Here is a 25,877-nt window from a genome sequence, read left to right on the forward strand (position 1 = left end):
ATATCGATATAAAATAGAAAATATCGTATTTGTCGATGTTCCGTCGTCCTGCTAGGATAGCCGAGGATTCGGAGAAACAGAGTTATGACAGGCCTCGAGGACGGCGCTTCGGCCGTCGTCACCAGAACAAGGGCAATCTACGAGCAGCTTCGTCGGGACATCATCCAGGGGACGTTGCCGCCGGGGGAAAAGCTGCGGATTGAAGTCCTTCGCACCAGATACAATGTCGGCGGAACCCCGCTGCGAGAGGCAATGAATCGCCTGTCCACCGAGGGGCTTGTGACCCAGTCGGACCAAAGGGGATTCAGGGTCACGCCTGTTAGCGCCGACGATCTGCTCGAGCTCACGCGCACCCGGTGCTGGATCAACGAAGTTACCTTGAGGGAATCGATCGGGCGCGGTGGTCGAGAGTGGGAAGAGCAGGTTTTGCTGGCACTTCATCGGTTGTCGCGGGTTCCGGTCGTGGTCGACAGCAGCCGGATGAACCCGGAATTCAGCGAATTGCACCGGGTGTTTCATGGCGCCTTGCTGGCAGGCTGCGGCTCTCGCTGGCTGATGGATTTCAATGATCTTCTGTTCGATTGCGCCGAGCGTTACCGAAATTTGCTGGCAGTGATAGGCACTGTGCGTGATGTGCACGGTGAGCATCGCGCGATTGCCGAGGCTGCGATCGCGCGCAAGACCGCATTGGCCATCGGGCTGCTCAACGATCATTACGAGAAGACGAGTGCGGCGCTGCTCCGGGCGATCGAGGCGGGCGGGCTCACGGGGCGTTGATCGGCGCGACTGCTATATCGCTCCATCCCAGCTAGACTTTCGATAAAAAAGATGATTACGATAAAATATCGATATTTTGGCCGGCGTTTTCGAGGGGGTGGAGCGAGCCTATGCGAGTTGTGAGGTACGACCACCAGGGAGCGGGCCGGTTGGGCATCCGCGAAGGCAGCGAGGTTGTTGACCTGTCGCATGCCGATCGCGAGCTGCCCAGCGATGTTGCCGATCTGTTGCGAGCCGGTCCTGATGCTCAGGACGCGTTGATCTCAGCCGCCAGATCCAGCAGGACGCGTTTGCCTGTAGCCGATCTGAAGGTGCTTCCGCCCGCCTCGAGCTGCGGCAAGATCATCTGTCTTGGCTTGAACTATATCGATCATGCGGCCGAGGGCGGCGCCAAGCCGCCGGACTATCCGATGATCTTCCTTCGTGCGGCAACCTCGTTTGTCGGTCACAACATTCCAATGATCCGACCCAATTGTTCGGATCAGTTTGATTATGAGGCGGAGCTCGTCGCCTTCATTGGAAAGAAGGGGCGGCACATCTCGCGTGCAGACGCGCTGTCGCATGTTGCGGGATACTCGATATTCAATGACGGCTCCATCCGGGATTATCAGTGGAAGACATCCCAGTGGACAGTGGGCAAGAATTTTGACGGGACGGGCGGCTTTGGTCCGGAGTTCGTGTCGGCCGACGAGGTGCCGTCCGGCGCAAGCGGATTGAAGATTCAATCGCGCCTGAACGGACAAACCATGCAGGATGCGAACACCAAGGACATGGTCTTTGGTGTCGCAGATACGATCAGTTTGATCTCGGAATGCATGACGCTCGATCCCGGTGATATTCTGGTGATGGGGACGCCGGGTGGAGTCGGTGCTGCGCGCAAGCCGCCTGTGTTCATGAAGCCCGGCGACGTCTGCGAGATCGAAATCGAGTCGATCGGCGTGCTGCGGAATCCGATCGAGCAGGAAAGCCGTTAGCCGCTCCTCAGCCTCCCACGGAGTTCCCGGGGGGCGATGGTCGCGAGCAGGGTTTGCGAAGCATGTGCCTCATAGCGGGTTTGCTCCTCGCGAGTCGAAGAAGCATTCCTAATCACGCGTACGGTACGGGAGGAAATGAAAATGATCCGCTACAAGAAACTCGGATACGTTGAGTTGAACGTCAGCGACCTCGAGAAATCGCGCAAGTTCTACGAGGACGTCGTCGGTCTCGAGTTTGTTGGTAAGCGATCCGACGGGGCCGTCATGTTTCGGTGCGATGACGAGGATTCCCGCTCCGTCATTTTGCATCAGAAGCAACCGGCAGGGTTCAAGAGCGTCGGCTGGCAGTTGGAGGACGGTTCGCAGTTCGAGTTGCTTCATCGCCGGCTTCGCGAGGCCGATGTGCCATATGAGGAGCTTGGCCCCGCGCAGTGCGATCTTCGCCAGGTGAGGCGGGTGACGCGTACCATGGAGCCGCATTCTCGCGCGGCCCTGGAATTCTTCGCGGCCGACGGTCCGCGTCCCAGCAAGCCGTTCGCGACCACCCACACCAAGATCCAGCGTCTCGGTCATGTCGTATGGTCCGTGCCGCAGGAAGCCGAATCGATCGCCTTCTTCCGTGACGTGCTGAACTTCCGGGAATCCGACAGCATTGGAGAGATAATGACCTTCATGCGGCCGTTCCCCAGTCCATTCCACCACGGCATCGGAGTAGGCAAGGGTCCGAAGCGGGTCATTCATCACCTGAACTTCATGGTTTCCGAGATCGACGATATCGGAAAGGCGCAGAACCGCATGAAGAAGCACGATGTGCCGATCGTGTTCGGGCCGGGCCGGCACCCAGCCTCCACCAGCGTGTTCTTCTACTTCCTGGAACCCGACGGCATGACGCTCGAATACAGCTTCGGCATGGAGGAGTTCACGGAGGTGGATCCGCGCAAGCCGCGCACGCTCCCTATGGCGGCAGAATCGATCGACACCTGGGGCTCGGTGCGTGATCCACGCATGGGACAGCTCGGTGACATCGAAGAGACAAAGATCGGGACACCGGCGTAAGTGGGGCAGTCGGATGTTGCGCTGAGCTGCGCGGGTGAAGGATGACATACCGGATCACGGTGAACGGCGAGTCCCATGAGGTTGCGGCGGCGCCGGAGACGCCGCTGTTGTATGTGCTGCGGAACGATCTCGGATTGAACGGTCCGAAGTTCGGCTGTGGTCTCGGGCAGTGCGGCGCCTGTGCTGCTTTGGTGGGCGGAAAGCTAACGAGGACCTGCTCGGTCGCGTTGGCCGACATCAAGGACGCCCCGATCGTTACACTCGAAGGATTGGGGACGCTGCAAAGGCCGCATCCGCTGCAAAAGGCGTTCATCGACGCGCAGGCGGCGCAGTGCGGCTATTGTTCGAACGGCATGATCATGGCCGCAAAAGCCTTGCTCGACCGGAATCCAAAACCCAGCGACGAGGAGATCAAGGACGCGCTCGCCGACCAGCTTTGCCGCTGCGGCACCCACAACCGGATCGTCAGCGCCATTCGCAAGGCCGCTATGGAGCCGGTGCGATGAGCGTCGCGAGGCTGTCCCGTAGGCATGTCACGCAGTCGCTGGGCGTGGTGCTTGCGACCTTTGCGCTGCCGTCCCCGCTCGCGTTTGGCCAGGCGCCGGCAAATGTGCCGTTCAGCCTGCGCAACAATCGCAAGCTGGAAGGATGGATCCGCCTGGAGGCGGATGGGACGGTGATGGTCTTCACCGGCAAGGCCGAGCTCGGTCAGGGGATTTTGACCGCGCTGGCGCAGATCGCGGCCGAAGAGCTCGATGTCGGCTTCGACAAGATCCGTATGGTCTCGGCCGACACGTCGCGGGGACCGGACGAGCAGTACACGTTCGGCAGCCAATCGGTCGAGCAGGGCGGCGGCGCCATTCGCGCGGCCGGCGCGGAGGCGCGTGGCATCCTTGTCGCTGCGGCAGCGCGCCGGTTTGGCGTTCGCGCGGAAGAGCTTAAGGTCAGCAATGGCACGGTCGTTGCGGCTGATGGTCGGCGCGCGACCTTTTGGGAGCTGGCGAATGAGGGGGCCGGCCTGTTGAAGGGCGATATCGCACTCGCGGCGGCGCCGAAGAAGCCGGGCGACTATGCCATCGTCGGCAAGTCGGTCAATCGGATCGATCTGCCCGGCAAGCTGACGGGAGCGCCGTCCTATGTGCAGGACATCAGGCTTCCCGGGATGGTCTTTGCGCGGGTGGTTCGGCCGCCGCGCTACGGCGCAAGACTTCTTGCATGCGACGAGGCGGCCGTGCGCGCGCGTCCCGGCGTGGTCGCGGTTATCAGCGACGGCAATTTCCTTGCCGTTGCTGCGGGGCGAGAGGAGCAGGCGATCGCCGCGCGCGATGCGCTTGCCGCGAGCGCGCATTGGAGCGACGACGCGGTCGAGCTTCCTGACATGGCGAGTTTACGCACCGAGCTGCAGAAGCTGCGCGCGGAAACCATCGTCGTGGGCACGGCCGGTCAGTCGGAGCCGGTGCCGGCCCAAGCGAGGCGAATGAGCGCCGAATACTCCCGTGCCTATCTCTCCCATGCCGCGATCGGCCCCTCCTGCGCAGTCGCCTGGCTGAAGGACGGGCGCATGACGGTGTGGTCGCACACCCAGGGTGCGTTTCCCCTGAGGGGCGATCTGGCCAAGGTGCTGGGCATGCAGAATGGCGAGGTCGACGTCGTCCATGTGCCCGGCGCCGGATGCTACGGGCACAATGGCGCTGATGACGTCGCTCTGGACGCAGCGCTTGTCGCGCGCGCCGTTCCGGGCGCGCCGGTCAAGCTGCAGTGGATGCGGGACGACGAGTTCGCCTGGGCGCCCTTCGGTCCGGGAATGGCGATGAAGGTCGAGGCGGCGCTCGGATCCGATGGCAGGATCGTCGACTGGTCCTACGACGTCTGGAGCAACAGCCATGCGATGCGGCCGGGGCAGGCGGGCGGGGTCAATCTTCTCGCGGCCTGGGACCTGAAAACGCCCTTCGTCAAATCTCCTGCGCCGCATATCCCGCAGCCGTTCGGCGACGGCGACCGCAATGCGGTGCCTTCGTATGAGCTGCCGCGGAAGGAGATCCGCAATCATCTGCTGCTCGATGCGCCGGTGCGCAACGGCTCGTTCCGGACGCTGGGCTCGCACGGCAACATCTTCGCGATCGAGTCCTTCATGGACGAGCTCGCCGAAGCCGCCGGCAGCGATCCCCTGGCGTTCCGCCTTGCCCATCTCAGGGATCCCCGCGCCCAGGCGGTGCTGCGGGTTGCCGCCGACAAGGCGGGATGGGCTCCGGGAAGGAAAGGCGATGGTCAGCGCGGCCGTGGCCTGGCCTTTTGCCGCTACAAGAGCATCGGGATGTACGCTGCCGTGGTGGTTGACGTTGAGGTCGACCGCAAGACGGGTGTCATCAAGGTCCTCCGCGTGGTGATGGCGGCCGATATCGGTCTCGTCGTCAATCCCGACGGCGCGAAGAACCAGCTTGAAGGCGGCATCGTTCAGGCGGTCAGTCTCGCGCTGAAGGAGCAGGTCACATTCGACCGGCGTCAGATCACGAGCCGGGACTGGTCGGGATATTCCGTCCTCACCTTCTCTGAGGTCCCCAACATTGACATCGTTTTGGTGCAACGGAGCGATCCGCCGCTCGGCGCGGGGGAAGGCTCACTGCCGCCAACCTCGGCTGCCCTTGCCAACGCATTCGCCCACGCAACCGGCCGGCGATTGCGAGAGCTGCCCATGACGCCGGAGCGCGTCAAGGCCACGCTGTCCTGATCGGCTGGATTCAAGAACCAAAAAATGCCGGAGGAAACATATGAAGACATTCGACCCGAAGGTGTTTCGGCTTGGATACGTCGCACTGGCAACGGCGGACATTGAACGAACGAAGCAGCACTATCTCAAAGCCATCGGATTGACCCAGACGGCGACGGGCGACGACGGATCGGTCTTCCTGTCGCTCGGCTATGACCAGCACAACATCGTACTCAGTCCAGCCGGAGAGAAGGCGTTGCGTCACGTCGGTTTTCAGCTGAATCCAGGTATTGCTGTAGCGGAGTTCGCCAAGCAGGTGAGGGCATTTGGTCTGGTCGCAGAAATCAAGACGGACTCTCAGCCGGGAATCGCCGAGCTTGTCGAGGTCGAGGGCCCCGGCAACAGCATCTTCCAGTTCTACGGCACAATGGAAGCCCCGGCGCCGGGATTCAAGAAGACCGCCGTGGCGCCGGTTCGGCTGGGACATCTCGCCGTCGTTTCACCGGAAGGTGAGAAGCTTGTCAAATTCTACGAGGAATTTCTGGGCTTTCGCTACACGGACGATATCCAGGGGATCGCGACCTTTCTCACCTGCAACCGAGAACACCACGTAGTCAACGTGGTCAGCGCCCCGGAGTCTCGGCTTCATCACATCGCCTTCGAGCTCAAGGACACCGCATACCATGCAGTGGCGGCGGACAGTCTTCGTGCCGCCGGGGTCAAGCAACTCTGGGGCCCCTCGGGCCACAACATCGCCGGCTATCACTATGATCCCGACAAGGTGATCGTCGAGCTTTACACGGAGATGGATCAATTCATTCCGGAACTCGGCTTCCACGAACCAAGGCCTTGGCATGAACACCTCCCGATGCGCCCCAGGACCTGGCAGCTCACTGAACTGAACGCCTGGGGAGCCGAGTTCAGCTTCAATCTGGCTCAGGGGTGATCCCCTGGGCTCGCAGGTCCAGTCGCTTACAGCGCGTAAGGAAGGAAGGCAGCAATGAAGAACCGCCAGATTTGGCTACGCTCCCGCCCGAACGGCATTCCTCAGGCGGCAGATTTTGATCTCCGCGAAGTCGAGTCGCCGACTTTGTCTGATGGAGAATTTCTGATTCACAACTCCTATCTCTCTGCTGATCCCGCCATGCGCGGATGGATCGCTGACAAGAGCACGTATTGGCCAAGAATAGAGGTGGGCGACACCATGCGGGCATTTGCTGCCGGCGAGGTCGTTGAATCGCGCAATCCTGCCTATGCTGTCGGCGACAAGGTCATGGGCATATTCGGTTGGCAGGATTACTCCGCGGTCAAGCAACCCCAGGTGATGCGCAAGGTCCAGGAAGCGGATTTGCCGCTGTCGCTCTCTTTAGGGATTCTGGGGCTCAATGGGCTCACTGCGTATTTCGGCCTGTTGGATGTCTGCCGGCCGAAGTCGGGAGAAACTGTTGCGGTTTCGACCGCGGCCGGAGGTGTCGGCTCCGCCGTCGGGCAGATCGCAAAGATCAAGGGATGTCGCACGATCGGGTTCGCTGGCGGACCCGAGAAGGTTCGACAGTGTGTCGAGGATTTCGGCTACGATCACGCAATCGACTACAAGGCAACGAAGGGCCTTGACGAGGCGGTGGTAGAGCGCTGTCCGGATGGGATTGATGCATTCTTCGACAACACGTCGGGCGCGGTCCACGATGCTGTTCTTCGCCGCATCAATCTGGGGGCACGAATAGCGATCTGCGGTACGGCGTCCTACGCGAGCTGGGATCCATGGAATGAGGGGCCGCGCCCGGAGCGGCATTTACTCGTCAAGCGCGCGATCATGCAAGGCTTTCTGACGACCGACTTCGCACCAAGGTACGAGGAGGGAGTAGCTGCGCTCGCCGGCTGGATCCGAGAAGGACGTCTCAAATATCGGGAGGACGTCCTGGAGGGCATTGAGGCCGCGCCCGCGTCAATCGCAATGCTTTATGCCGGCGAGAATCGAGGAAAACTTATTATCAGACTGTAGGCGAGGAAAGCGAAATTCGGGACGATCTCTACCTAGGCGTCTTCAGCGTCCACATCGAAGAACTGGAGCTATCGGTAGCGGAAGGATGGCAAGCAGTGCTGGCCATGCCTAGACGATCACCTGAAATAGCAAGTTGAGATGGTTGCAGGTCCCCCGATTTGAACCTACCGTTCGACAAGCTTCTGAGCTTAGGCAGACGATCGGTGGAAATATCGCAGATTTGCGGCGTGTGGGGAAAAGCGCTAGCGGTCTCGTGACTCCAATCCCCGACACGGCAGCTGCCGAAATAACGAGGCTCGACCACAGACGCAATGCAGGTTTACCCGTACGTTTGGCGGAATGGGCGAATGGGCGTTGAGTTTCTAAGAGTATACGCTTCCTGATCAGGGGCTCCGTCAGACCACCATCCAACCGATGAGTGAGCGACGATTGCATTCAACATCACCCAAGTCCCGCCTGGCGCCATCGAGCGGACTGCTGTGCGCGAACTCGCGCCGAACGAAAAGCCCACGTATCTGGTGCGGTTCCTGGTGCGGTCGTCGCGCCGAGAGCAACGAAGACCAAGTAGGATACTGATATTCTTGGTGGGCCCGGCAGGACTCGAACCTGCAACCAGACCGTTGTGAGCGGTGGGCCAACCGGACCTCGCGTAGGACAGGGCTCTTCTACTAGCCGCTCGGCAATCGCCAAGCTCAAGAGGTGTAGGTCACAGCAAAAAGTAGCCCAAACTTCTTCGCTGAATCCGAGAACGCTCTATAGACGTCCTCCTCGGTGAGGCGGGGTGGCGAACCATTCTTTTCAATCGGGGGCAAATTCGCGCGGCGCGCGAATGCTTTCGAAGTGCGCTCGGCACCGCGGTCGACGCGACGATCATGCCACTCATCTTGCCTATACTTGAGACCATCAAACAGGAGACATGGACATGTTGCTCACCGATTTCGACGCACTGACCTTCGACTGCTACGGCACTCTGATCGATTGGGAGACCGGGATGGTCGAAGCTCTGAAGGGCCTCACGGATCGCGCAAAGCGTTCGCTCACGCGCGACGAGATTCCGGAAGCGCACGCTCGTCATGAATCGAGCCAACAGAAGTATACCCCGGCGAGGCCATATCGGGATCTGCTACCTATCGTCTACAAGCGCCTCGCCGAGGAGTGGGGCGTGCACGTCACACACGAAGATTGTGTCGAATACGGCCGGTCCGTCGGAAATTGGCCAGCGTTCGAGGATTCACCGGGAGCGCTCCAGTACCTCAAGAAGTATTTCAAGCTCGTCATCCTTTCGAACGTGGACAACGAGACGTTTCGAGCGAGCAACCGCAGGCTTCAGGAGGAATTCGACGCGATCTATACCGCGGAGGACATTGGATCCTATAAACCGTCGTCCCGAAACTTCGACTACATGATCGAAAAGCTGGGAGAGATCGGCGTGAAGAAGGAGAAGATCCTACACACGGCCGAGAGCATGTTCCACGACCACAAGCCGGCGAACGAGCACGGCTTGAAGTCGTGCTGGATCTATCGTCGTCACGCCCAGCAGGGATTCGGAGCAACTATGAATCCGGGGCAGATGCCTCACGTAGACTTCAGGTTCAACAGCATGCATGATCTCGTAAAGGCTCATCAGGAACAGTTGGTGAAGTGATGTGCCCACCCTGGCCTCGGGCCGCCTGGCGGCCAGGGACCTCGCGACTTACAGGAGCGCATCCGCCGGCGAAGGCAACCTATGGCCAAAGCGGACTACCCTTGTTCGGTCTCGATCTTCTTGGCCGAAAGTAGCTTAAACTTGCCGATCATGGATTGGAGCGAGAGTTCATGTTTCTCAGTTGTGTTAGAGGGCCGCGTGTGCGCCGGGAGACGGAGATAAATCCATTGAAGACTAGCGTCGGCCGTCGAATCGGAGGTGGATTGCTGCCCCGAGAGAAGCGTTGAGGGCCCTCAATATCTTGTTCCTGCGGTCTGCTACGTAGAGGCGCCCGCCTCGTTCGCACGGATTGGTCGCGATGATACCGCGATCCTTTTGCGAACGACATGATCCGCGCCAACGTCATCCAGGCGTAATCCGCTTTGGCGGTGTCTCTGCGAACAAGTCGCGGGAGGTCTTGAATTCGCCGCGGACGCGACGGCCCGCAAGAGCTGTCACTGGCAGGTCGTCGAAAGGTTCTTGGTCGTCCAGTTCATGGAATGGTCCGTCAGAGTTGGCTTGATCGAGCGGCGGTGGTGAAAGGAGGACGGGCGCGCCCCGTCCTCCCCTGGGTCACTTCTTCATCGCCTCATAGATCGCAAAGCTGTAGGCGCCTTCGGGCTTCTTGGTGATGACGGGATCGGAACCGCCCGACATCAGGGTTGCGACCGTGCGGTCGAAGTCCTTGACGTCGAGCTTGCCGTCGGCGTCGCCGAGCAGCTTGCCGATTTCGCCCATCATCCGCTTCTGGTCCTTCTCGGTCTTGGCGCCGGTCGAGTCCGCGGCGAGGATGATCTTCACGGCCTCATCGGGATGCGCCTTGGCGTATTCCCAGCCCTTCATCGAGGCCTTCACGAACTTCGCCATCTTGGCGACGAAGGCCGGGTCCTTCAGATTCTTTTCGAGCACGTAGAGGCCGTCCTCCAGCGTGGCGACGCCTTCGTCTTCGTATTTGAAGACCACGAGCTGGCTCGGTTTGTAGCCGCCGTCGATCACCTGCCAATATTCGTTGTAGGTCATCGTGGAGACGCAGTCGGCCTGCTTCTGGAGGATAGGGTCGACGTTGAAGCCCTGCTTGATTACCTTGACGCCGCCCGGCGAGCTGTCGGTCTTGAAGCCGAGCTTCGACATCCAGGAAAGGAACGGATATTCGTTGCCGCCGTACCAGACGCCGAGCGTCTTGCCCTTGAGGTCGGCAGGCTTCTTGATGCCGGTGTCGGCGCGGCAGGTCAGCTCCAGGCCGCTCTTCTTGAAGGTCTGCGAGATGTTGACGAGCGGGACACCCTTCTCGCGCGAGGCGAGCGCGGACGGCATCCAGTCGACGGTCACGTCGGCGCCGCCGCCGGCGATCACCTGCGGGGGCGCCACGTCAGGGCCACCCGGCTTGATGGTGACGTCGAGGCCGGCCTCCTTGTAGAAGCCCTTGTCCCTGGCGACGAAGTAGCCGGCGAATTGCGCCTGGGCGACCCATTTGAGCTGGATGGTGACGGTTTCGGCTGCTTGTGCGTTCGAAAGCGTCAGGCCGAGCGAAAGACCTGCGGCCAGTGCCAATGCGTGCTTCATGCAAGACTCCAAATTCAAAGTGGACCTTGCCGACCTAGGTCCGGTAGGACGGATGCCAAAACGTTGTCGCGCGTTCGGCGAGCGTGACAAAGCCGTAGAAAGCCATTCCGGCCAGGGCGGCCAATGCAATCTCCGCCCAGACCATGTCGATGGCCATGCGGCCCGCCTCGGTGGAGATGCGAAATCCGATACCCTGCGTCGGAGTTCCGAAAAACTCTGCAACGATCGCGCCAATCAGGGCGAGCGTGGCGTTGATCTTGAGCGCGTTGAAGATGAACGGAAGCGCGGCGGGCAGATAAAGCTTGGTGAGCGCCTGGGAATGGGTGGCGCCGTAAGAGCGCATCAGGTCGCGTTCGATATGGCCGGCCGCATTCAGCCCGGCGATGGCGTTCACCAGCATCGGAAAGAAGGTCACGAGCACGACCACGGCGGCTTTCGAGGGCCAGTCGAAGCCGAACCACATCACCATGATGGGAGCGACACCGACAAGCGGAAGCGCCGAAAAGAAGTTGCCGAGCGGCAGCAGCCCGCGGCCGAGGAAAGCGTAGCGGTGCGCCAGGATCGCAACCAGAAGCCCGGCGCCGCAGCCGATGAAATAGCCTGCCAGCACGCCACGCACGAAGGTCTGGACGAAGTCGGCGCCAAGGGTCGGCAGCGAATGGATGAATCTCGTCGCCGCCGCGCTCGGCGACGGCAGCAGCACCGGCGGCACACCGAAACCGCGCACCGCGACCTCCCAGAGATAGAACACGGTGAGACCGAACAGGAGCGGGACCAGCAGATCGAGCGCGCGTTGTAGCTTGCCCCGGACCTGATGTGTCCCGGCGAGATTGACCACGCCGAGTGCTGCCGACAGCCAGCAGGCCATCACGATCATCCAGAAGCCGGCGCGTGCCGCCCCCGCCACGGCCGCATCGTCCAGCAGGACCAGCGAGGCGGCGGCGGCAAGCGTCGCGCCGGCAAGACCGGGAAGTGTCGCTCGTTGGTCCGACAGCCTGGCGGCCAGCAGGAACAAGATGCCGGCTGCACCGACAATGGGCCAGACGATAGGATGAGCCGATAAAGGCGGCGATTGCGGCGCGAGCGGAAGCAAGAAAGCGAGCGCCAGCGCGGCGGTTGCGGCGATGAATCCCAGCCTCAGCTTGCGCGGATCCATCAATGAGCCCCCATGCGCCGGCCAGTTTCGCGCTCGATCAGTCCGATCAGCGCGATCAAGGCGGACGAGAGAACGGCGGCGGCGACCAGCGCCGACCAGAGCTGCACTGTCTGCCCGTAGTAGGAGCCTGAGAGCAGCCGCGCGCCGATGCCGGCTTCGGCGCCGGTGGGCAATTCGGCGACGATGGCGCCGATCAGCGAAATGGTGACGGCGACCTTGAGGCTCGCGAACAGATAAGGCACCGACGCCGGCCAGCGCAGCTTCCACAGCACCTGGCGCGGCGTCGCCGACCATGTTCGCATCAGTTCGAGCTGCAGGGGATCGGGCGAGATAAAGCCCTTCACCATGCCGATGGCGACGGGAAAGAAGCACAGATAGGCCGAGATGATCGATTTCGGCAGCAATCCGTGCAGTCCCAGTGCCCCCAGCACCACGATGAAGATCGGCGCCAAGGCCAGCACCGGCACCATCTGCGAGCAGATGATCCAGGGTAGTAAGCTCCGCTCCAGCACTCGGCTGTGTACGATCAGCAGAGCCAGCACGATCCCGAACAACGCGCCGAGCAGGAAGCCGAGCAAGGTCGCCGACAATGTCACCAGCGAATGGTAGACGAGGCTGCGCGGCGCCAGCGGCGGATAGCCGAACACGGAATCGAGGAACGCCGAGGCGATCTGGTGCGGTGCCGGCAGCAGTGGCCGCTCGGCATCCATCGTGCCAGCGAGCACGTCGCTCATGGCATACGGCGTCTCTTCGCGCTCGAAGCCGTCCCGGACCAGCGACCAGTTCATGGCGACGGCCGCGACGTACCAGATCGCGACCAGCGCCAGCACCATGGTGAGGACCGGCGCGTAACGTGCGACCAGGGGATGATCCCTAAGCGTGCGCGCGGGACGCAAGAGCAAAGCGAGCGAGCTACTCGTCATAGGAGTGCCCCGCGCGCAGGCCGTTGCGGACGCGCTGCGCCACCTTAAGGAATTCCGGCGTCTCGCGGATTTCCAAGGACCGCTCTGCCGGGAAATCGCAGTCGATGACATCGATGATGCGGCCCGGGCGCGGCGACATCACCACGATCCTGGTCGACAGGAACACCGCTTCCGGAATCGAATGGGTCACGAACAGCACGGTTTTGCCGGTCGACTTCCAGAGCTGGAGGAGTTGCTCGTTGAGGTGATCGCGCACGATTTCGTCGAGCGCGCCGAACGGCTCGTCCATCAGCAGCAGCGCCGGATCGAAGGACAATGCGCGCGCGATCGAGACACGCTGCTGCATACCCCCGGAGAGCTGCCAGGGAAACTTGCGCTCGAAGCCGGTGAGGTTGACCATCGACAGATAGCGCTCGACTCGCTGCTGCTGCTCGATCTCGGAATAGCCCATGATCTCCAGCGGCAGCTTCAGGTTCTTCTCGATGGTCCGCCAGGGGAACAGCGCCGGCGCCTGGAACACATAGCCGTAGCTTCGGGCAAGACGCGCCCCTTCCGCGCTCATGCCGTTCACCATGAGCGTGCCGGAGGAGGGCTGCTGCAAATCGGCGATCACCCGCAGCATCGTGGTCTTGCCGCAGCCGGACGGACCGATGAAGGAGACGAACTCGCCCTCGGCGACTTGCAGATTGACGTCGGAGAGCGCCTCGACCCGACCGTCGGCCGTGTCGAACGTCAGCGAGATACTTTGTGCATCGACGACGAGCCGCCTTGGGGCGTGGTCCGCGATCGGTTCGTCGGGTATGGAAAGACTTGGCTTTGGCATGGCGATGCGAAATATTGTCGCAAATGAGGATTGTCGTGGCGCGCCCAATGTTTGCGCAGGTGGGAAGCATAATAAGCAGGTTTTTGTCTGATTTCGAAGCAATTGACGCGCGGGTGGCTTTTGACTTGCCTCGTTCACAGCAGATAGTTTCGTGTTCGCTTTCGCAACAAGCGCGCGAGCCCTCGATATGCGAGCCATATGAAGCCTGCTCCCTTCAAATTCGTCGCGGCGTCGTCGCTCGACCACGCACTTGCGCTGAAGGCCGAACATGGCGACGAAGCGCGCTTTCTCGCGGGCGGCCAAAGCCTTATCCCGGCGATGAATTTTCGCCTGGCGCGGCCTTCGGTGCTGATCGATATCAATGCGCTCACCGGGCTTGCCGGCATCGATCGCTCGGAGACGGGTCAGGTCAGGGTAGGTGCCCTGACGCGCTACCGGGCGCTTGAGCGGGATGGCGATTTTCTAAGGGCGTGTCCGCTGTTCGCTGACGCGCTGCCGCATATCGCGCATCCGCAGATCCGCAACCGTGGTACCATCGGCGGCAATCTCTCCCACGCCGATCCGGCTTCGGAGCTGCCGGCGCTCGCGGTCGCCATGCAGGCGGAGATGCGGATCAGGTCGGCGGCAGGCGGGCGAACGGTGGCGGCGTCCGACTTCTTCGCCGGCCTGCTCACCACCGATCTCGCCAGCGACGAGATGCTGGTCGATATCACCTTTCCCGTCCTGGCCCCACGCAGCGGCGCCTGTTTCATGGAAATCGCGCGCCGCCGCGGCGATTTCGCCATCGCCGGCGTCGCGGCCATTGTGACGTTAGACGAGGAGCGCCGCTGTGCGAGCGTCCGGCTCGCGCTCTGCGGTGTCGGCGAGACGCCGGTGGATGCCGGCGCCGCCACCTCGCCGATGCTCGGCAGCCGCGTGACGGGCGAGGTGATCGACACGGTCGCCGCTGGCGTGCGGGAGCTCATCGCGCCGTCCGGCAACGTTCACGGCAGCCCGGACTACCAGCGGCACGTGGCCGGCGTGCTGGTCCAGCGCGCCATCCGCACCGCTCATCAACGGATTGGCCATGCAGCCTGACCAGCATGAGATCGAGTTTACGGTGAATGGCACCCATTATCGGCGCATGGTCGAATCGCGCATGCTGCTGTCCGATTTCCTGCGTCATGAGCTGGGGCTCGCCGGCACCCATGTCGGCTGCGAGCACGGCGTGTGCGGGGCTTGCACCATCCTTCTCGACGGCCATCCGGTCCGTTCCTGCCTGATGCTCGCGGTGCAGGCCAATGGCCGCGCGCTTGCGACGGTCGAGGGGCTGGCGTCAGCGAGCGGCGAGCTGCATCCGGTGCAGCAGGCAATGCACGCGCATCACGGCCTGCAATGCGGCTACTGCACGCCCGGGATCCTGATGACCATGACGGCCTATCTGGCGGAGCATCCGTCACCATCGGAGGACGAGGTGCGCGAGGCGCTGTCCGGCAATCTCTGCCGCTGCACCGGCTATCAGAACATCGTCGATGCGATGATGGATGCGGCTGCGCGGATGCGGGAGGCGGCGCCATGAGCACCCGCTTCTTCGGCGCGCCGGTCAAGCGCAATGAGGACAGGAAGCTCCTGACCGGACAGGCGCTGTTCATCGACGATGTCGAGCTGCCGGGCATGCTGCATGTCGCTTTCCTGCGCAGTCAGGTTGCTCATGCCCGCCTCAAGCATATCGACGTATCGCGCGCACGGAAGCGGGCGGGCATCGTCGCGGTCTATGTTGCCGAGGACTATGGCGACTATTGGCAGCCCGGTCCGCTTCTGGTGCAGCCGCCGCCGATTCCGGGAAGCACCTTCAATCCGCGAACCCAGGTGCCGCTCGCCAGGGACAAGGTGCGCTATGTCGGCGAGCCGCTGGCCGTTGTCGTCGCTGAGAGCCGTTACCTCGCCGAGGATGCGCTGGACGATATCGATGTGGAGCTGGAGCAGCTATCCGCGGTCGTCGACATCGAGCAGGCGCTGACGTCCTCATCGGCGTGGGTCCACGACGATCTCGGCTCGAATGTCGCAGCCCATGTCCACCAGGTCAAAGGCGACTATCGCAAGGCTGCCGCGAACGCGCACATCATCCTCAAGCGCCGCTTTCGCTACGAGCACGGCATCTCCTCGCCGATCGAGACTCGCGGCGTGGTCGCGCAGTGGAATGCGCGCGGTCAGCAGATGACGATCTGGGATACGACCCAGGCGCCGGTCTTCATCCGCAACGGTCTTGCCGCCATGCTCGGCCTCGGCGAGCGGCAGGTGCGCGTCATCGCGCCCTTCGTCGGCGGCGGCTTTGGGCCGAAGATCATGATGTTCTATCCGGAAGAGGTGGCGCTGCCCTGGATCTCCATGCGGCTCAACCGTCCGGTCAAGTGGATCGAGGACCGACTCGAGCATTTCGTTGCGACCACGCATGAGCGCGGCCAAATTCACGACGCCGAGATCGCCGTCGCGGCCGACGGCCGCATCCTCGGCGTCAAGGACGTCTTCCTGCACGACACCGGCGCCTACAACCCTTACGGCCTGACAGTGCCGATCAACAGCCAGTGCACGCTGCTCGGCCCCTACGTGATCCCGGCCTATGACAGCACGTTCACGGCCGTGTTCACCAATCTGCCGATCGTCACGCCCTATCGGGGCGCCGGGAGACAGCACGGTGTTTTCGTGATTGAGCGGCTGCTTGATCTCGCCGCGCGGGAGCTCAACATCGATCGCGCGGAGATCCGGCGGCGCAACCTGATTCCGCCGGACGCCTTTCCATACAACAACGAGATCATCTTCCAGGACTTCGCGCCGCTCAGCTATGACAGCGGCAATTACGAGCCGGTGCTCGCCAAGGCGCTCGACGCGATCGGATATCAGTACTTCCTGAAGGAGGAGCAGCCCAGGCTCCGCGAGGAAGGACGCTGCGTCGGTATCGGCATCGCCTGCTACGTCGAGGGCACTGGCATCGGCCCGTATGAGGGCGCCAAGGTGCAGGTGCAGACCAACGGCAAGGTGAATGTCGCGACCGGCATCGGCACCCAGGGGCAGGGGCATTTCACGAGCTTCGCCCAGATCGTCGCCGACCAGCTCGGCGTCGATCCGGCTGACGTCGATATTGTCACCGGTGACACCGACCAGTTCTACTGGGGCGCCGGTACCTTTGCGAGCCGCGGCGCGGTGGTGGCGGGGAACGCCGTCAGCGCGGCGTCGTCCGTGGTCAGGCAGAAGGCCTTGAAGCTCGCGGCCGACGCCTTCGAATGCGCCGAGGAGGACCTCGTCCTGGCCGACGGAAAAGTGTCGATCGCAGGGATTCCCGGAAAGTTCATCCGCCTCGGCGAGCTTGCGCAGCGCGCCAATCCGATGCGCGGTGCGGTGAAGCCGGGCACCGAGCCGGGGCTCGAATCCACGCAATATTTCGGTCCGCCCTCCGGCGCGACCGCCAACGGCGTTCATGCCGCGATCGTCGAGATCGATCCGCTGACCTTCGAGCTGAAGGTGCTCAAATATGTCGTGGTCCATGATTGCGGCACGGTGATCAATCCGATGATCCTCGAAGGCCAGATCCATGGCGGCGTCGCGCAAGGCATCGGCAACGCCTTCTTCGAGAAGCTCGCCTTCGACGATCAGGGCCAGCTTCTCAATGCTTCGCTCGCCGACTATCTGCTGCCGACCGCGCTCGACGTGCCACGCATGGAGCTTGACCATACGGTGACGCCGTCGCCGCTCAATCCGCTCGGCATCAAGGGCGCAGGTGAGGCGGGAGCCATTCCGGTGGGGGCCGTGTTCGCGCAGGCGATCGAGGATGCGCTCCAGCTCACCTCGCGCAAGCTCGAGCTGTTGGAGATTCCGCTGAGCCCGAGCCGGTTGTTCGAGCTGACACGACAGGAGGCCCCATGAGAACGGCACGCGTGTTTCGCCTTTCGATGGCCCATCCTGGCGATCTCTCCGAGCTCGACGGTCTGATTGTGAGTGGCACGATCAAGGCGGCCGACGTTGCGGCCATCATCGGCAAGACCGAGGGCAATGGCGGCGTCAACGACTTCACCCGCGGCTACTTTACCCAGACGCTGATGGCGCTGCTGTCGAAGCATCTCGGAAGGCCGGCCGCCGAGCTAGTCCGCGAGGTTCCCTGCGTGCTGTCCGGTGGCACCGAGGGCGTGATGAGCCCGCATTACAGCGTCTTCTGCGTCAGCGAGGGCGAAGCCGCAAAGCGGTATCCCTCGGCGCTCGCGATCGGCACCGCCTTCAGCGCGCCGGTTCCGGCCGAGGATGTTGGCCGGAGCGCGCATGTCGAGAGCGTGGCGGCGACCGTGCGCGCAGCGATTCTCGGCGCCGGAATCGAGAGGGCCGAGGACGTGCATTTCGTGCAGGTGAAATGCCCCTGCGTGACGGTGGCGCGGGCGGCCGCGGCCATCGCCGCCGGCAAGACGCCGCTGACCAGCGACCCCAACAAGTCGATGGCGTTTGCGCGCGCCGCGGGCGCCTTTGGCGTTGCGCTCGGGCTGTCCGAGATCAAACCGGACGACTTTACCGATGCTTCGCTGCTCGCAGATTTTGCGATCCAGTCGCCGCGTGCCAGCATTTCCTCGGGCGTCGAGGTCGAAAGCAACGAGGTCGTGGTGCTCGGCAACAGCCCGAACTGGGCGGGCGATTTGCGCATCGCGCACCGGCCAATGAGCGATGCACTCGATATCGGTGGGGTCGTCGACGTGCTCGCCGATCTCGGCTTCGCGGCCAGCCCGCAGGTTTCCGCTGCCGATGCCACGCGCATCTCCTCGGTGCTGGTCAAATGCGAGCCGGACCGGCGCGGCCGGATCCGCGGTCACCGCCACACCATGCTCGACGACACCGACATCAACGCACAGCGCCACATCCGCGGCGCGGTTGCCGGCCTCGTTGCCGGCGTGATCGGCGATGGACGCATTTTCGTCTCGGGCGGTGCCGAGCATCAGGGGCCGGATGGCGGCGGCCTGATCGCCGTGATCGCGTCGCAGGAAGGGGCTGGCTAGATGCGGATTGTCATCATCGGCGCTGGTGTCGCGGGATGCGTGATGGCGCGGCGGCTCGCAGCTCTCGACGGCGTCGAAGTGACCTGTCTCGAGCGCGTCAGCCGCGACGACCATTCCGAGGCAGGCACCGGGCTCAATGTCGGGCCGAATGCGGTGAAGGGGCTGCGCGCGGTCGATCCGGAACTTGCCGCGCGCATCACCGAGGCGAGCTTCGTCTGGGCCAATTGGCGTATTTCGCTCACCGACGGCACTGTGCTGTTCGATCTGCCGCTCAAGGACGTCGCCGAAGGTCCGGGTTGGCGGATCCGCTGGTCGGAGCTCTATCGCGTGCTGCGCGAGGCGGCCGGCGCGAGTGTCGCCTATGGCTGCGAGATCACGCAAATCGCGCGCGATGCCGCCGATCCGCGCAAGACAAAGGTCGCCTGGCGTCAGGATGGCCGCGAGCATCGGCTTGACAGCATCGATCTCTTGATTGCGGCGGACGGCCGCTACTCCGATGTGCGGCGGACTATCTCCGGCGAGGCGCCGGTGCGTCTCACGGGCGTCGCGATCTCGCGTCTCCTGGTGCCGGACACCTCGCGCGGCCTGATCGACGACTATGAGCAATGGTTCAACGGGCCGAACCGGTTGCTGGCGTTCCGCGTGCCGCCGGATCATGTCTATCTGGCCGGCACGTTCCCGATCGAATCGGAGATCCCGGAAGCCCGCAAGACGCCCGATGCGCTGCGCGCCGCCTATGCGCCGGCTCACGCGCCGCCGAGTGACCAGGCGCGCTGGCTCGTCGACCAGCTTTGCGATGGTGTCGCCGACACGCATTGGGCGCGGATGCAGGAGCATGACTTGCTGTACCGTGCCGCCGACTGCAACGTGCTCTATCTTGGCGACGCCGCTCATGGCATGGTGCCGACCCTCGGCCAGGGGGCGACACAGGCGATCGAGGATGCCGCCTTTGCGGCGGCGCTGATCACGCAACGCCACCAGGCCGGCGCGCGCGACGTCGTCCGGTGGCTTGCGGAGATTGAGGCGCTGCGGTCTGATCGTATGCGCTTCGTCATGGAGTTTTCACTGGCCGCGAGCGACACGATTCTCGCCGGCGGGGATCCTGTCGCGGGCACGCGCAAGAAGAGCGACGAACCGTTTCGCAACAATCTGAAGGCGCTTTATCGTCAAATCGGCCTGCCGATCGACGGCAGTCAAGCGTGAGGAGATATTGAGATGACCGATCTGCCGCTCGCGACCGTCCACGGTCTCTATCACATTGCAATCAAGACCGATGATCTCGCCGCGACCAGGAAGTTCTGGACCGCCATCATCGGGCTACGCGAATTTCCCCGGCCTGATTTCGGCTATCCCGGCGCCTGGCTCGGCTGCCCTCAGCCGGGCGGGCTCGGCATCATCCATGTCTATGCCGGCGGTCCCGCGCTCGGCCCCGAAGGCAAGGCGCCGGCCGGCACGGCGGCCATCGATCACGTCTCGCTGTCTTGTTCGGGCTATCGCTCCTACGTGACGCGCTTCAAGGCGGCCGGCCTCGATTGGCGCGAGTTCATCGTGCCCGGCACTTCGCTGTGGCAGCTTTTCGTCTATGATCCCTCCGGCGTGCAGCTCGAGCTGACCTTCGAATCCTTCGGGGAAGGCGAGGAGAAGCCGGACGTGTCGCCGGCCCGCAAATATGTCGCGGGCGCGAGTTTCTTCGACAAGGCCACCTACCCGAAGCTCGCCTGATCGATGCACGATCGCGCTCCGCTCTGGGCCATGTCGGCGTGCGAGTTCGTGCGCGCCTTTGCGGACGGCCTTTCGCCACGCGCGGTGATCGAGGCGACGCTCTCGCATATCGCAGCGACCAATCCGCGCCTCAATGCGATCGTCACGCTCGATGAGGCTGGCGCGCTCGCTGCGGCAGATGCAAGCGCGAGGCGTTGGCGCGACAGGCGCCCCGCAAGCGCACTCGACGGCGTGCCGATCACGGTCAAGGACAACATCCTTGTCGCGGGGCTGCGCGCAACCTGGGGCTCAAGGCTCTATCGCGACTTCGTGCCCGATGAGGACGAATTGCCCGTGCGTCGGCTGCGCGAGGCCGGCGCCATCATTCTCGGCAAAACCAACGTGCCTGAATTGACCCTGCACGGTTACACCGACAATGCGCTGTTCGGTACCACCGGCAACCCCTGGGATCCGGCTCTGACGCCAGGTGGTTCGAGCGGCGGTGCGGTGGCAGCGGTAGCCAGCGGAATGTGCACGCTCGCACTCGCGACCGATGGCGGCGGCTCGATCCGGCGCCCGGCCGCTCACACCGGCCTCGTCGGCTTCAAACCCTCACGCGACACTGTGGCGCGTGGCAAAGGTTTCCCGGCGATCCTGGGTGAGTTCGAGGTCATCGGCCCGATCGCACGCTGTGCCGAGGATGTCCTCGCTGCCATGGACGTGATTGCTGCGCCTGCGTGGTCGCGCCTCATGGCTGAGCCGCTCACGCCGCGGCCGCGCGTCGCCTATGTGTCGACATTTGGCAGAGCGCCTGTCGACCCTTTCATTCGTGACGTGATCGAAGGCACGATCGCGCGGGCTCGGGCGCTCGGCCTCGACGTCGAGACCCTGTCGCCGTTCACGTTGGCCGATCCGCTAGATGCCGTGTGGCCTGTGGTCAGCCAGACTGGCGTCGCATGGCTCCTGGAACGGCATCCGGGTTGGCAGGGCCAGGTTGGTTCGGCCATCGCCGAGATGGAGGCGGCCGGGCGCCGCTTGACGGCGCGCGACTATCTGGATGCGCTCGACCAGGTCGCGGCCTTGTGCCGGTCTTTCGATGCGTTGTTCGCGCAGTACGACTTCCTGATCACGCCGTCTGCCGCGGCGATGCCGTGGCCGGCCACCGAATCCCATCCCGCCGTCATCGACGGCCAGTCGGTCGGTCCGCGCGGCCATGCGGTGTTCACGGCGATCGCGAATGCGCTCGGCCTGCCTGCCATATCACTTCCCTGTATCATCCCCGACGGCGCGCTTCCTGTCGGGCTGCAAGTGATCGCGGGCTCCGGTCATGATGGCTGGCTGATGAAGTTCGCGCGCGAATATGAAGGTCGGTTGTTCACGCACCGATGGCCGAATGTCCTCCCTGGCGTTTAATTCTGAGCGGTCAACGACATCGTGTCCTGCATTTTCGGGACTTCTTCCTCGTCATGCTCGTGTAGCAGGTCGAGCAGGCGTTTGCGCATCAACATGCCGGGGCGATCGGACGGCATGTGCTTCTCGATCTTGCGGCCCATGTCGACGATAGCGTCCGGGTCGGTCGATTCTAGGATATCCCGGTCCTCTGCGATAATTGCGGCATCCCAATCGATCAGTTCCTGTGCCGAGCAGTCCGCCTCGGTGTCGTTGCGGAACAGAAGCTGCACCACCTGAATCTTGCCGTCGGCGATCGGCGTTGCGCAGTTAAAGATGATATGCCGGATGCCGGAGGGATACTCCATGTCGAGCCGGCGGCAGAACGGCATGAACCATTTGTTGCGCATGTGGCGCTTTGTATAGGGCTCCGTTGTCCCGGAGATCTTCGCCGCCATGGGCGGGTTCTTGACGGTGACGAGGGTTTCCGCCTCGAAGCCGTAGTCGGTCTCGACGATCTCGTATTTCTCCGGTCGCGGCTGGTCGATGTCGCCAAACGTGTTTTTGTGCACGAAAGCGAAGTGCGCGTTGTCGAACGAGTTTTCCATCAGTCGTAGCGCCGCCGTGTTCCAGGTGTCGTAGAACTGGAAAATGCGGCGATAGGCGGGATCGCTATCCTCTGGAATGTCGGGAATGTCGCGCAGCGGCTCGTCCAGCGCAACCCAGACATAACCGTAGCGAGTTTTCGTGCGGAAGGCGCGCGCCCTGGCGTCGGGGATCGGTTGCTCGAACGGAAACTGCGGGATCATCACCAGCTTGCCGTCGCGGTCGTACTCCCAGCCGTGATAGCCGCAAACGATGTTGCCGTTGCGGCACCAGCCCTTAGAGAGTTTTGCGGTACGATGGCAGCAGCGATCCTCCAGCGCCGCGGGTTCGCCCTTGGCATCGAGAAACAGCACGATCGGCTCGCCGAGCAGCGTGAACGGCTGCGGTCCATTATCGAGCTGTTCGATCCGCATGATCGCGTACCAGAAGCGGCGCAGCACCGGCTGTTTGGTGACCAGCATGAGGTGTCTCCCAAAAAGTTCAGGCGGCGATGCGCGTAACGACGCGCGCCGCGTCGGATCGAAGTCGTGCAAGGTCGAGGCCGGGGATGGCGCCGTCGTCAACGACGATCCGTCCGCCAATCAGCAGATGACGTACACGGGCGCCACCGCAAGTTACCGGTGCGACCAGGAGATCATGCATGCCGAAGTGGCGAGGCTGGTCGAGATCAAACACGGCGATGTCCGCCTGCTGGCCGGGTGCGAGCGTGCCGATCTGCGGCAGGCCCAGCACGCGCGCGCCACCGGCCGTGGCCCAGTGCACGACGTTTTCGGCGGTGACCGCATTCGCGCCCTTCACCGCGCGATGGGTGTGCCAGGCGCTGTGCATCTCGCAGACCATGTCGGCGGCCTCGTTCGACGCGGCACCGTCGACGCCCAGCGACACCGCGCCGCCGAGCGCCGCGAGGGAGTCGGCTGGTGCAATACCGGAGCCAAGCCGGCAGTTCGACTGCGGGCAGTGCGCCATGCCGGTGCCGGTGTCGGCGAGAATCTTCACCTCGTCATGGTCGAGATGCACCATGTGCGCATACCAGACATCGGGGCCAAGCCAGTCGTGGTCGGCAAGCCAGTGCACCGGGCGCTTGCCGTGCACCGACATGCAGAAGTCGACATAGTCCGACGTTTCCGACAGATGGCTGTGCAGCCGCAGCTTCATGCGCCGCGAAGCGGCAATCACTTCGCGAAGTTCACCCGGGTCCAGTGACCAGGTCGGCGTGGTCGGCGCCATCGCAACCTTCGTGAGACCGGCGGGAGAGGGATCATGAAAACGCTGGGCGCAGGCTTCGACCGAGGCCAGCATGCGCTCGAGCGGTTCAACCGGCGTCGGTGCTCCGTCGCCGCCGCCGACATGGCTCATCTTGGTGCCGCCGCCGCGGCAAAGCACCAGGCGCAGCCCGAGGCTGCGGGCGACTTCGAAGATCACCGCCGCCGGATCGAAACGGTAGGTATCGCTAAACAGATAGTGGTGATCGGCCACGGTCGTCGTGCCGGACAGCAGCAGCTCGGTGAGGCCGATCCGGGCCGCGACGGCCAGCGCCTCCTCGTCGATCTTCGACCAGTACGCATAGGGCACTGACCGCAGCCAGCCGGCGAGCGGCCGATTGATGCCGGCCTGCACGCCCTTCAACACGCTCTGGAATAGGTGGTGGTGGGTGGAGATCAGACCTGGATAGATCACGCAACCGGAGGCATCCAGCCTTCGTTCGCCGCTCTCCGGCGTGAGCGCGCCAATCGCCGCGATGACACCGTCGCGGATCCGGATCGATCCCCGGGCGCGCATCGCGTCGCCGGCAAGGCCAGTGAAAATCCCCTCGGCGTTCTCGATCAGCAACGCGCTCATGCTTCGGCTCCGATCTCGCTCTCGTGCCAATTCGACAGCGCGAGCCTGGACAGTCCCACCATCGCGCCGAACAACAACACGCCGGTAACGGTGATCAGGAACAGTGCGGCGAACATCCTGGGAATGTCCAGCTGGAATCCGGCGTCGAGAATCTCGTAGGCAAGTCCTGATGAGCGGCCGCCGGTGCCGGCGACGAACTCGGCGACCACTGCGCCGATCAGAGCGAGCCCGGAGGAAATGCGCAGGCCGCCGAAGAAGTACGGCAGAGCGCCGGGAATCCGCAGCCGCACCAGCGTTTTCAATCGGCTGGCTCGGTTCATGCGGAAATAGCTGGCGAGCCCGGGATCGACGCTGCGCAGGCCCAGCGTGGTATTGGAGATGATGGGGAACAGCGCTACCAGCGTTGCGCACACTGTTAGCGAGAGTTGCGTGTTCTTCACCAGGATGATGATCAGCGGCGCGATCGCCACGATCGGCGTCACCTGTAGCAGCACCGCGTAGGGAAACAGGCTGACCTCGATGGCGCGGCTTTGCACGAACATGAAGGCGATCAGCGTTCCCAGCACAACGGCAGCGGCGAACGCCTGCAGGGTGATGCGCAAGGTGATCAGCAGTGCGCGCAGCAGCGACGGACCGTTCTTGATCAGGCTGGCGAGGATGTCGCTCGGTTTCGGAAACAGATAGACCGGGATTGAGTCGAGCCGGCAGCCGATTTCCCAGACCGCGAGCAGCACCACGCCGACCGCGAGCGGCGCTACGATTCGTACGAACGTCTCCGATTGCAACAGCGGCTTCATGGCGCAGCTCCCGATGCCGATGGCAACGACGCTTCGGCGAGCCAGGTCGACAGTTCGCGGCAGTAGGCGGCGAACCGGGCGCTGTCGCGGAAATCCTGGCTGCGCGGTTGCGGTTCATCGATGGTCATGGTGCGGAAGATGCGGCCGGGGTTTGCGGCGAGCACCACGATGCGGGTCGACAGGAACACCGCTTCATAGATCGAGTGGGTGACGAACACCGTGGTCAGCTTGCGTTCCCACCACAATTTGACCAGATCATCATCGAGCTTGTTGCGGGTGAATTCATCGAGCGCGCCGAACGGCTCGTCCATCAACAGCAGGTTAGGATCGGTGGCGAGCGCGCGCGCAATCGACACCCGCATTTTCATGCCGCCGGAGAGCTGGCGCGGGAAATGCCGTGCGAAGGCCGAGAGGCCGACCCGGGCGATGGCGTCGCTGACCCGTGGATCGGCCTTGCCGCGTGGCACGTCGGCGAGGTCGAGCGGCAGCCGCACATTGGTGTCGACCCGCGCCCAGGGCATCAGGGTCGGCTCCTGGAATACGAAGGCGAAGCCGCGGCCGTCCTGGCCCACCTGTCCGAAATCGCCGCGCCACCACAAGATCCGCCCGTCCGATGGCTGGATCAAATTGGCGATCAGCTTGAGCAGTGTGCTTTTGCCGCAACCGGACGGGCCGATCAAAGTGAGGAATTCACCCTCGGCGATCGTGAGGTCGATCGGCGCCAGGGCACGGGTGCCGTTGGCGAAGACCTTTTCCGCGGAGAGCACCTCGACGGCCGGCGGACGATCGCCGGCGCGACGCGTGGTTTGCGCGTCCAGAGGGTCGCTGGGTAAGGGAGCATTCATGATAGGCTTCTTCGTGGGGTCAT

At 63.3% G+C, this 25,877-nt stretch carries 23 protein-coding genes; 15 read left to right on the top strand and 8 right to left on the bottom strand.

The window, feature by feature from the left end:
* Nucleotides 1–84: 84 nt before the first annotated feature.
* The 8 genes from FXB40_RS08100 to FXB40_RS08140 all read left to right on the top strand — a co-directional run bounded on the left by FXB40_RS08100 (nt 85) and on the right by FXB40_RS08140 (nt 9,161).
* On the top strand, nt 85–777 hold the full coding sequence (locus tag FXB40_RS08100; protein ID WP_148771676.1) for a GntR family transcriptional regulator: 693 nt from the start codon (nt 85–87) through the stop codon (nt 775–777).
* A gap of 110 nt (nt 778–887) precedes the next feature.
* Entirely contained in the window at nt 888–1,751 is an 864-nt protein-coding gene (locus FXB40_RS08105; protein ID WP_148771677.1) for a fumarylacetoacetate hydrolase family protein, read from the top strand.
* A gap of 141 nt (nt 1,752–1,892) precedes the next feature.
* Nucleotides 1,893–2,807 carry a VOC family protein gene (locus tag FXB40_RS08110; protein WP_148771678.1) on the top strand — a complete coding sequence of 305 codons (915 nt, stop codon included), beginning with the start codon at nt 1,893–1,895 and terminating at the stop codon, nt 2,805–2,807.
* 41 nt (nt 2,808–2,848) lie between these two features.
* The gene (locus FXB40_RS08115) at nt 2,849–3,313 is read left to right on the top strand and encodes a (2Fe-2S)-binding protein (RefSeq protein WP_148771679.1); all 465 of its coding nucleotides are present in this window, start codon (nt 2,849–2,851) and stop codon (nt 3,311–3,313) included.
* Nucleotides 3,310–5,535: a xanthine dehydrogenase family protein molybdopterin-binding subunit gene (locus tag FXB40_RS08120; RefSeq protein ID WP_148771680.1), complete on the top strand. Its 2,226-nt coding sequence runs from the start codon at nt 3,310–3,312 to the stop codon at nt 5,533–5,535. The genes FXB40_RS08115 and FXB40_RS08120 overlap by 4 nt, the downstream gene beginning before the upstream one ends.
* 40 nt (nt 5,536–5,575) lie before the next feature.
* Nucleotides 5,576–6,460, top strand: a complete 885-nt coding sequence (locus tag FXB40_RS08125) for a VOC family protein (RefSeq protein WP_148771681.1) — start codon at nt 5,576–5,578, stop codon at nt 6,458–6,460.
* Between the two features lie 54 nt (nt 6,461–6,514).
* Nucleotides 6,515–7,516: an NADP-dependent oxidoreductase gene (locus FXB40_RS08130; protein ID WP_148771682.1), complete on the top strand. Its 1,002-nt coding sequence runs from the start codon at nt 6,515–6,517 to the stop codon at nt 7,514–7,516.
* A 922-nt stretch (nt 7,517–8,438) separates the two neighbouring features.
* Nucleotides 8,439–9,161: a haloacid dehalogenase type II gene (locus FXB40_RS08140; RefSeq protein WP_148771683.1), complete on the top strand. Its 723-nt coding sequence runs from the start codon at nt 8,439–8,441 to the stop codon at nt 9,159–9,161.
* A 612-nt stretch (nt 9,162–9,773) separates the two neighbouring features.
* On the opposite strand, the gene FXB40_RS08145 is transcribed toward FXB40_RS08140, so the two are convergent.
* From FXB40_RS08145 to FXB40_RS08160, 4 genes are read right to left on the bottom strand one after another with little or no spacing between them, the layout of a single operon-like run.
* Nucleotides 9,774–10,763 carry an ABC transporter substrate-binding protein gene (locus FXB40_RS08145; protein WP_148771684.1) on the bottom strand — a complete coding sequence of 330 codons (990 nt, stop codon included), beginning with the start codon at nt 10,761–10,763 and terminating at the stop codon, nt 9,774–9,776.
* Between the two features lie 34 nt (nt 10,764–10,797).
* A complete protein-coding gene (locus tag FXB40_RS08150; protein WP_148771685.1) occupies nt 10,798–11,919 on the bottom strand; it encodes an ABC transporter permease in 1,122 nt (373 codons plus the stop codon).
* Nucleotides 11,919–12,842, bottom strand: coding sequence for an ABC transporter permease (locus FXB40_RS08155; RefSeq protein ID WP_148771686.1), 924 nt, complete (start codon nt 12,840–12,842; stop codon nt 11,919–11,921). The genes FXB40_RS08150 and FXB40_RS08155 overlap by 1 nt, the downstream gene beginning before the upstream one ends.
* The gene (locus tag FXB40_RS08160; protein ID WP_148771687.1) at nt 12,832–13,665 is read right to left on the bottom strand and encodes an ABC transporter ATP-binding protein; all 834 of its coding nucleotides are present in this window, start codon (nt 13,663–13,665) and stop codon (nt 12,832–12,834) included. Before FXB40_RS08160 ends, FXB40_RS08155 begins: the two co-directional genes overlap by 11 nt.
* Before the next feature lie 198 nt (nt 13,666–13,863).
* Here FXB40_RS08160 and FXB40_RS08165 point away from each other — a divergent pair, with 198 nt between their 5' ends.
* The 7 genes from FXB40_RS08165 to FXB40_RS08195 are packed head-to-tail and all read left to right on the top strand — an operon-like array spanning nt 13,864 to nt 21,791.
* Nucleotides 13,864–14,742 (top strand): FAD binding domain-containing protein, encoded by an 879-nt coding sequence (locus FXB40_RS08165; protein WP_148771688.1) that lies wholly within the window; start codon nt 13,864–13,866, stop codon nt 14,740–14,742.
* On the top strand, nt 14,732–15,223 hold the full coding sequence (locus FXB40_RS08170) for a (2Fe-2S)-binding protein (protein WP_148771689.1): 492 nt from the start codon (nt 14,732–14,734) through the stop codon (nt 15,221–15,223). The genes FXB40_RS08165 and FXB40_RS08170 overlap by 11 nt, the downstream gene beginning before the upstream one ends.
* The gene (locus tag FXB40_RS08175) at nt 15,220–17,565 is read left to right on the top strand and encodes a xanthine dehydrogenase family protein molybdopterin-binding subunit (RefSeq protein ID WP_148771690.1); all 2,346 of its coding nucleotides are present in this window, start codon (nt 15,220–15,222) and stop codon (nt 17,563–17,565) included. Before FXB40_RS08170 ends, FXB40_RS08175 begins: the two co-directional genes overlap by 4 nt.
* Nucleotides 17,562–18,677 carry a cyanuric acid amidohydrolase gene (atzD, locus tag FXB40_RS08180; RefSeq protein ID WP_148771691.1) on the top strand — a complete coding sequence of 372 codons (1,116 nt, stop codon included), beginning with the start codon at nt 17,562–17,564 and terminating at the stop codon, nt 18,675–18,677. Before FXB40_RS08175 ends, atzD begins: the two co-directional genes overlap by 4 nt.
* On the top strand, nt 18,678–19,880 hold the full coding sequence (locus FXB40_RS08185; protein ID WP_148771692.1) for an FAD-dependent oxidoreductase: 1,203 nt from the start codon (nt 18,678–18,680) through the stop codon (nt 19,878–19,880).
* Nucleotides 19,881–19,892: 12 nt separating this feature from the next.
* Nucleotides 19,893–20,399 carry a VOC family protein gene (locus FXB40_RS08190; protein WP_148771693.1) on the top strand — a complete coding sequence of 169 codons (507 nt, stop codon included), beginning with the start codon at nt 19,893–19,895 and terminating at the stop codon, nt 20,397–20,399.
* 3 nt (nt 20,400–20,402) lie between these two features.
* Entirely contained in the window at nt 20,403–21,791 is a 1,389-nt protein-coding gene (locus tag FXB40_RS08195; RefSeq protein ID WP_210352139.1) for an amidase, read from the top strand.
* Here the strand turns inward: FXB40_RS08195 and FXB40_RS08200 are convergent.
* From FXB40_RS08200 to FXB40_RS08215, 4 genes are read right to left on the bottom strand one after another with little or no spacing between them, the layout of a single operon-like run.
* Entirely contained in the window at nt 21,788–22,834 is a 1,047-nt protein-coding gene (locus FXB40_RS08200; protein WP_148771694.1) for an aromatic ring-hydroxylating dioxygenase subunit alpha, read from the bottom strand. The genes FXB40_RS08195 and FXB40_RS08200 overlap by 4 nt on opposite strands.
* Before the next feature lie 19 nt (nt 22,835–22,853).
* On the bottom strand, nt 22,854–24,212 hold the full coding sequence (locus FXB40_RS08205; protein WP_148771695.1) for an amidohydrolase family protein: 1,359 nt from the start codon (nt 24,210–24,212) through the stop codon (nt 22,854–22,856).
* A complete protein-coding gene (locus FXB40_RS08210; RefSeq protein WP_148771696.1) occupies nt 24,209–25,009 on the bottom strand; it encodes an ABC transporter permease in 801 nt (266 codons plus the stop codon). The genes FXB40_RS08205 and FXB40_RS08210 overlap by 4 nt, the downstream gene beginning before the upstream one ends.
* Nucleotides 25,006–25,854 (bottom strand): ABC transporter ATP-binding protein, encoded by an 849-nt coding sequence (locus tag FXB40_RS08215; RefSeq protein ID WP_148771697.1) that lies wholly within the window; start codon nt 25,852–25,854, stop codon nt 25,006–25,008. The genes FXB40_RS08210 and FXB40_RS08215 overlap by 4 nt, the downstream gene beginning before the upstream one ends.
* Between the last annotated feature and the right edge of the window lie 23 nt (nt 25,855–25,877).

The sequence above is a fragment of the Bradyrhizobium rifense genome (assembly GCF_008123425.1).
GTDB lineage: Bacteria > Pseudomonadota > Alphaproteobacteria > Rhizobiales > Xanthobacteraceae > Bradyrhizobium > Bradyrhizobium rifense.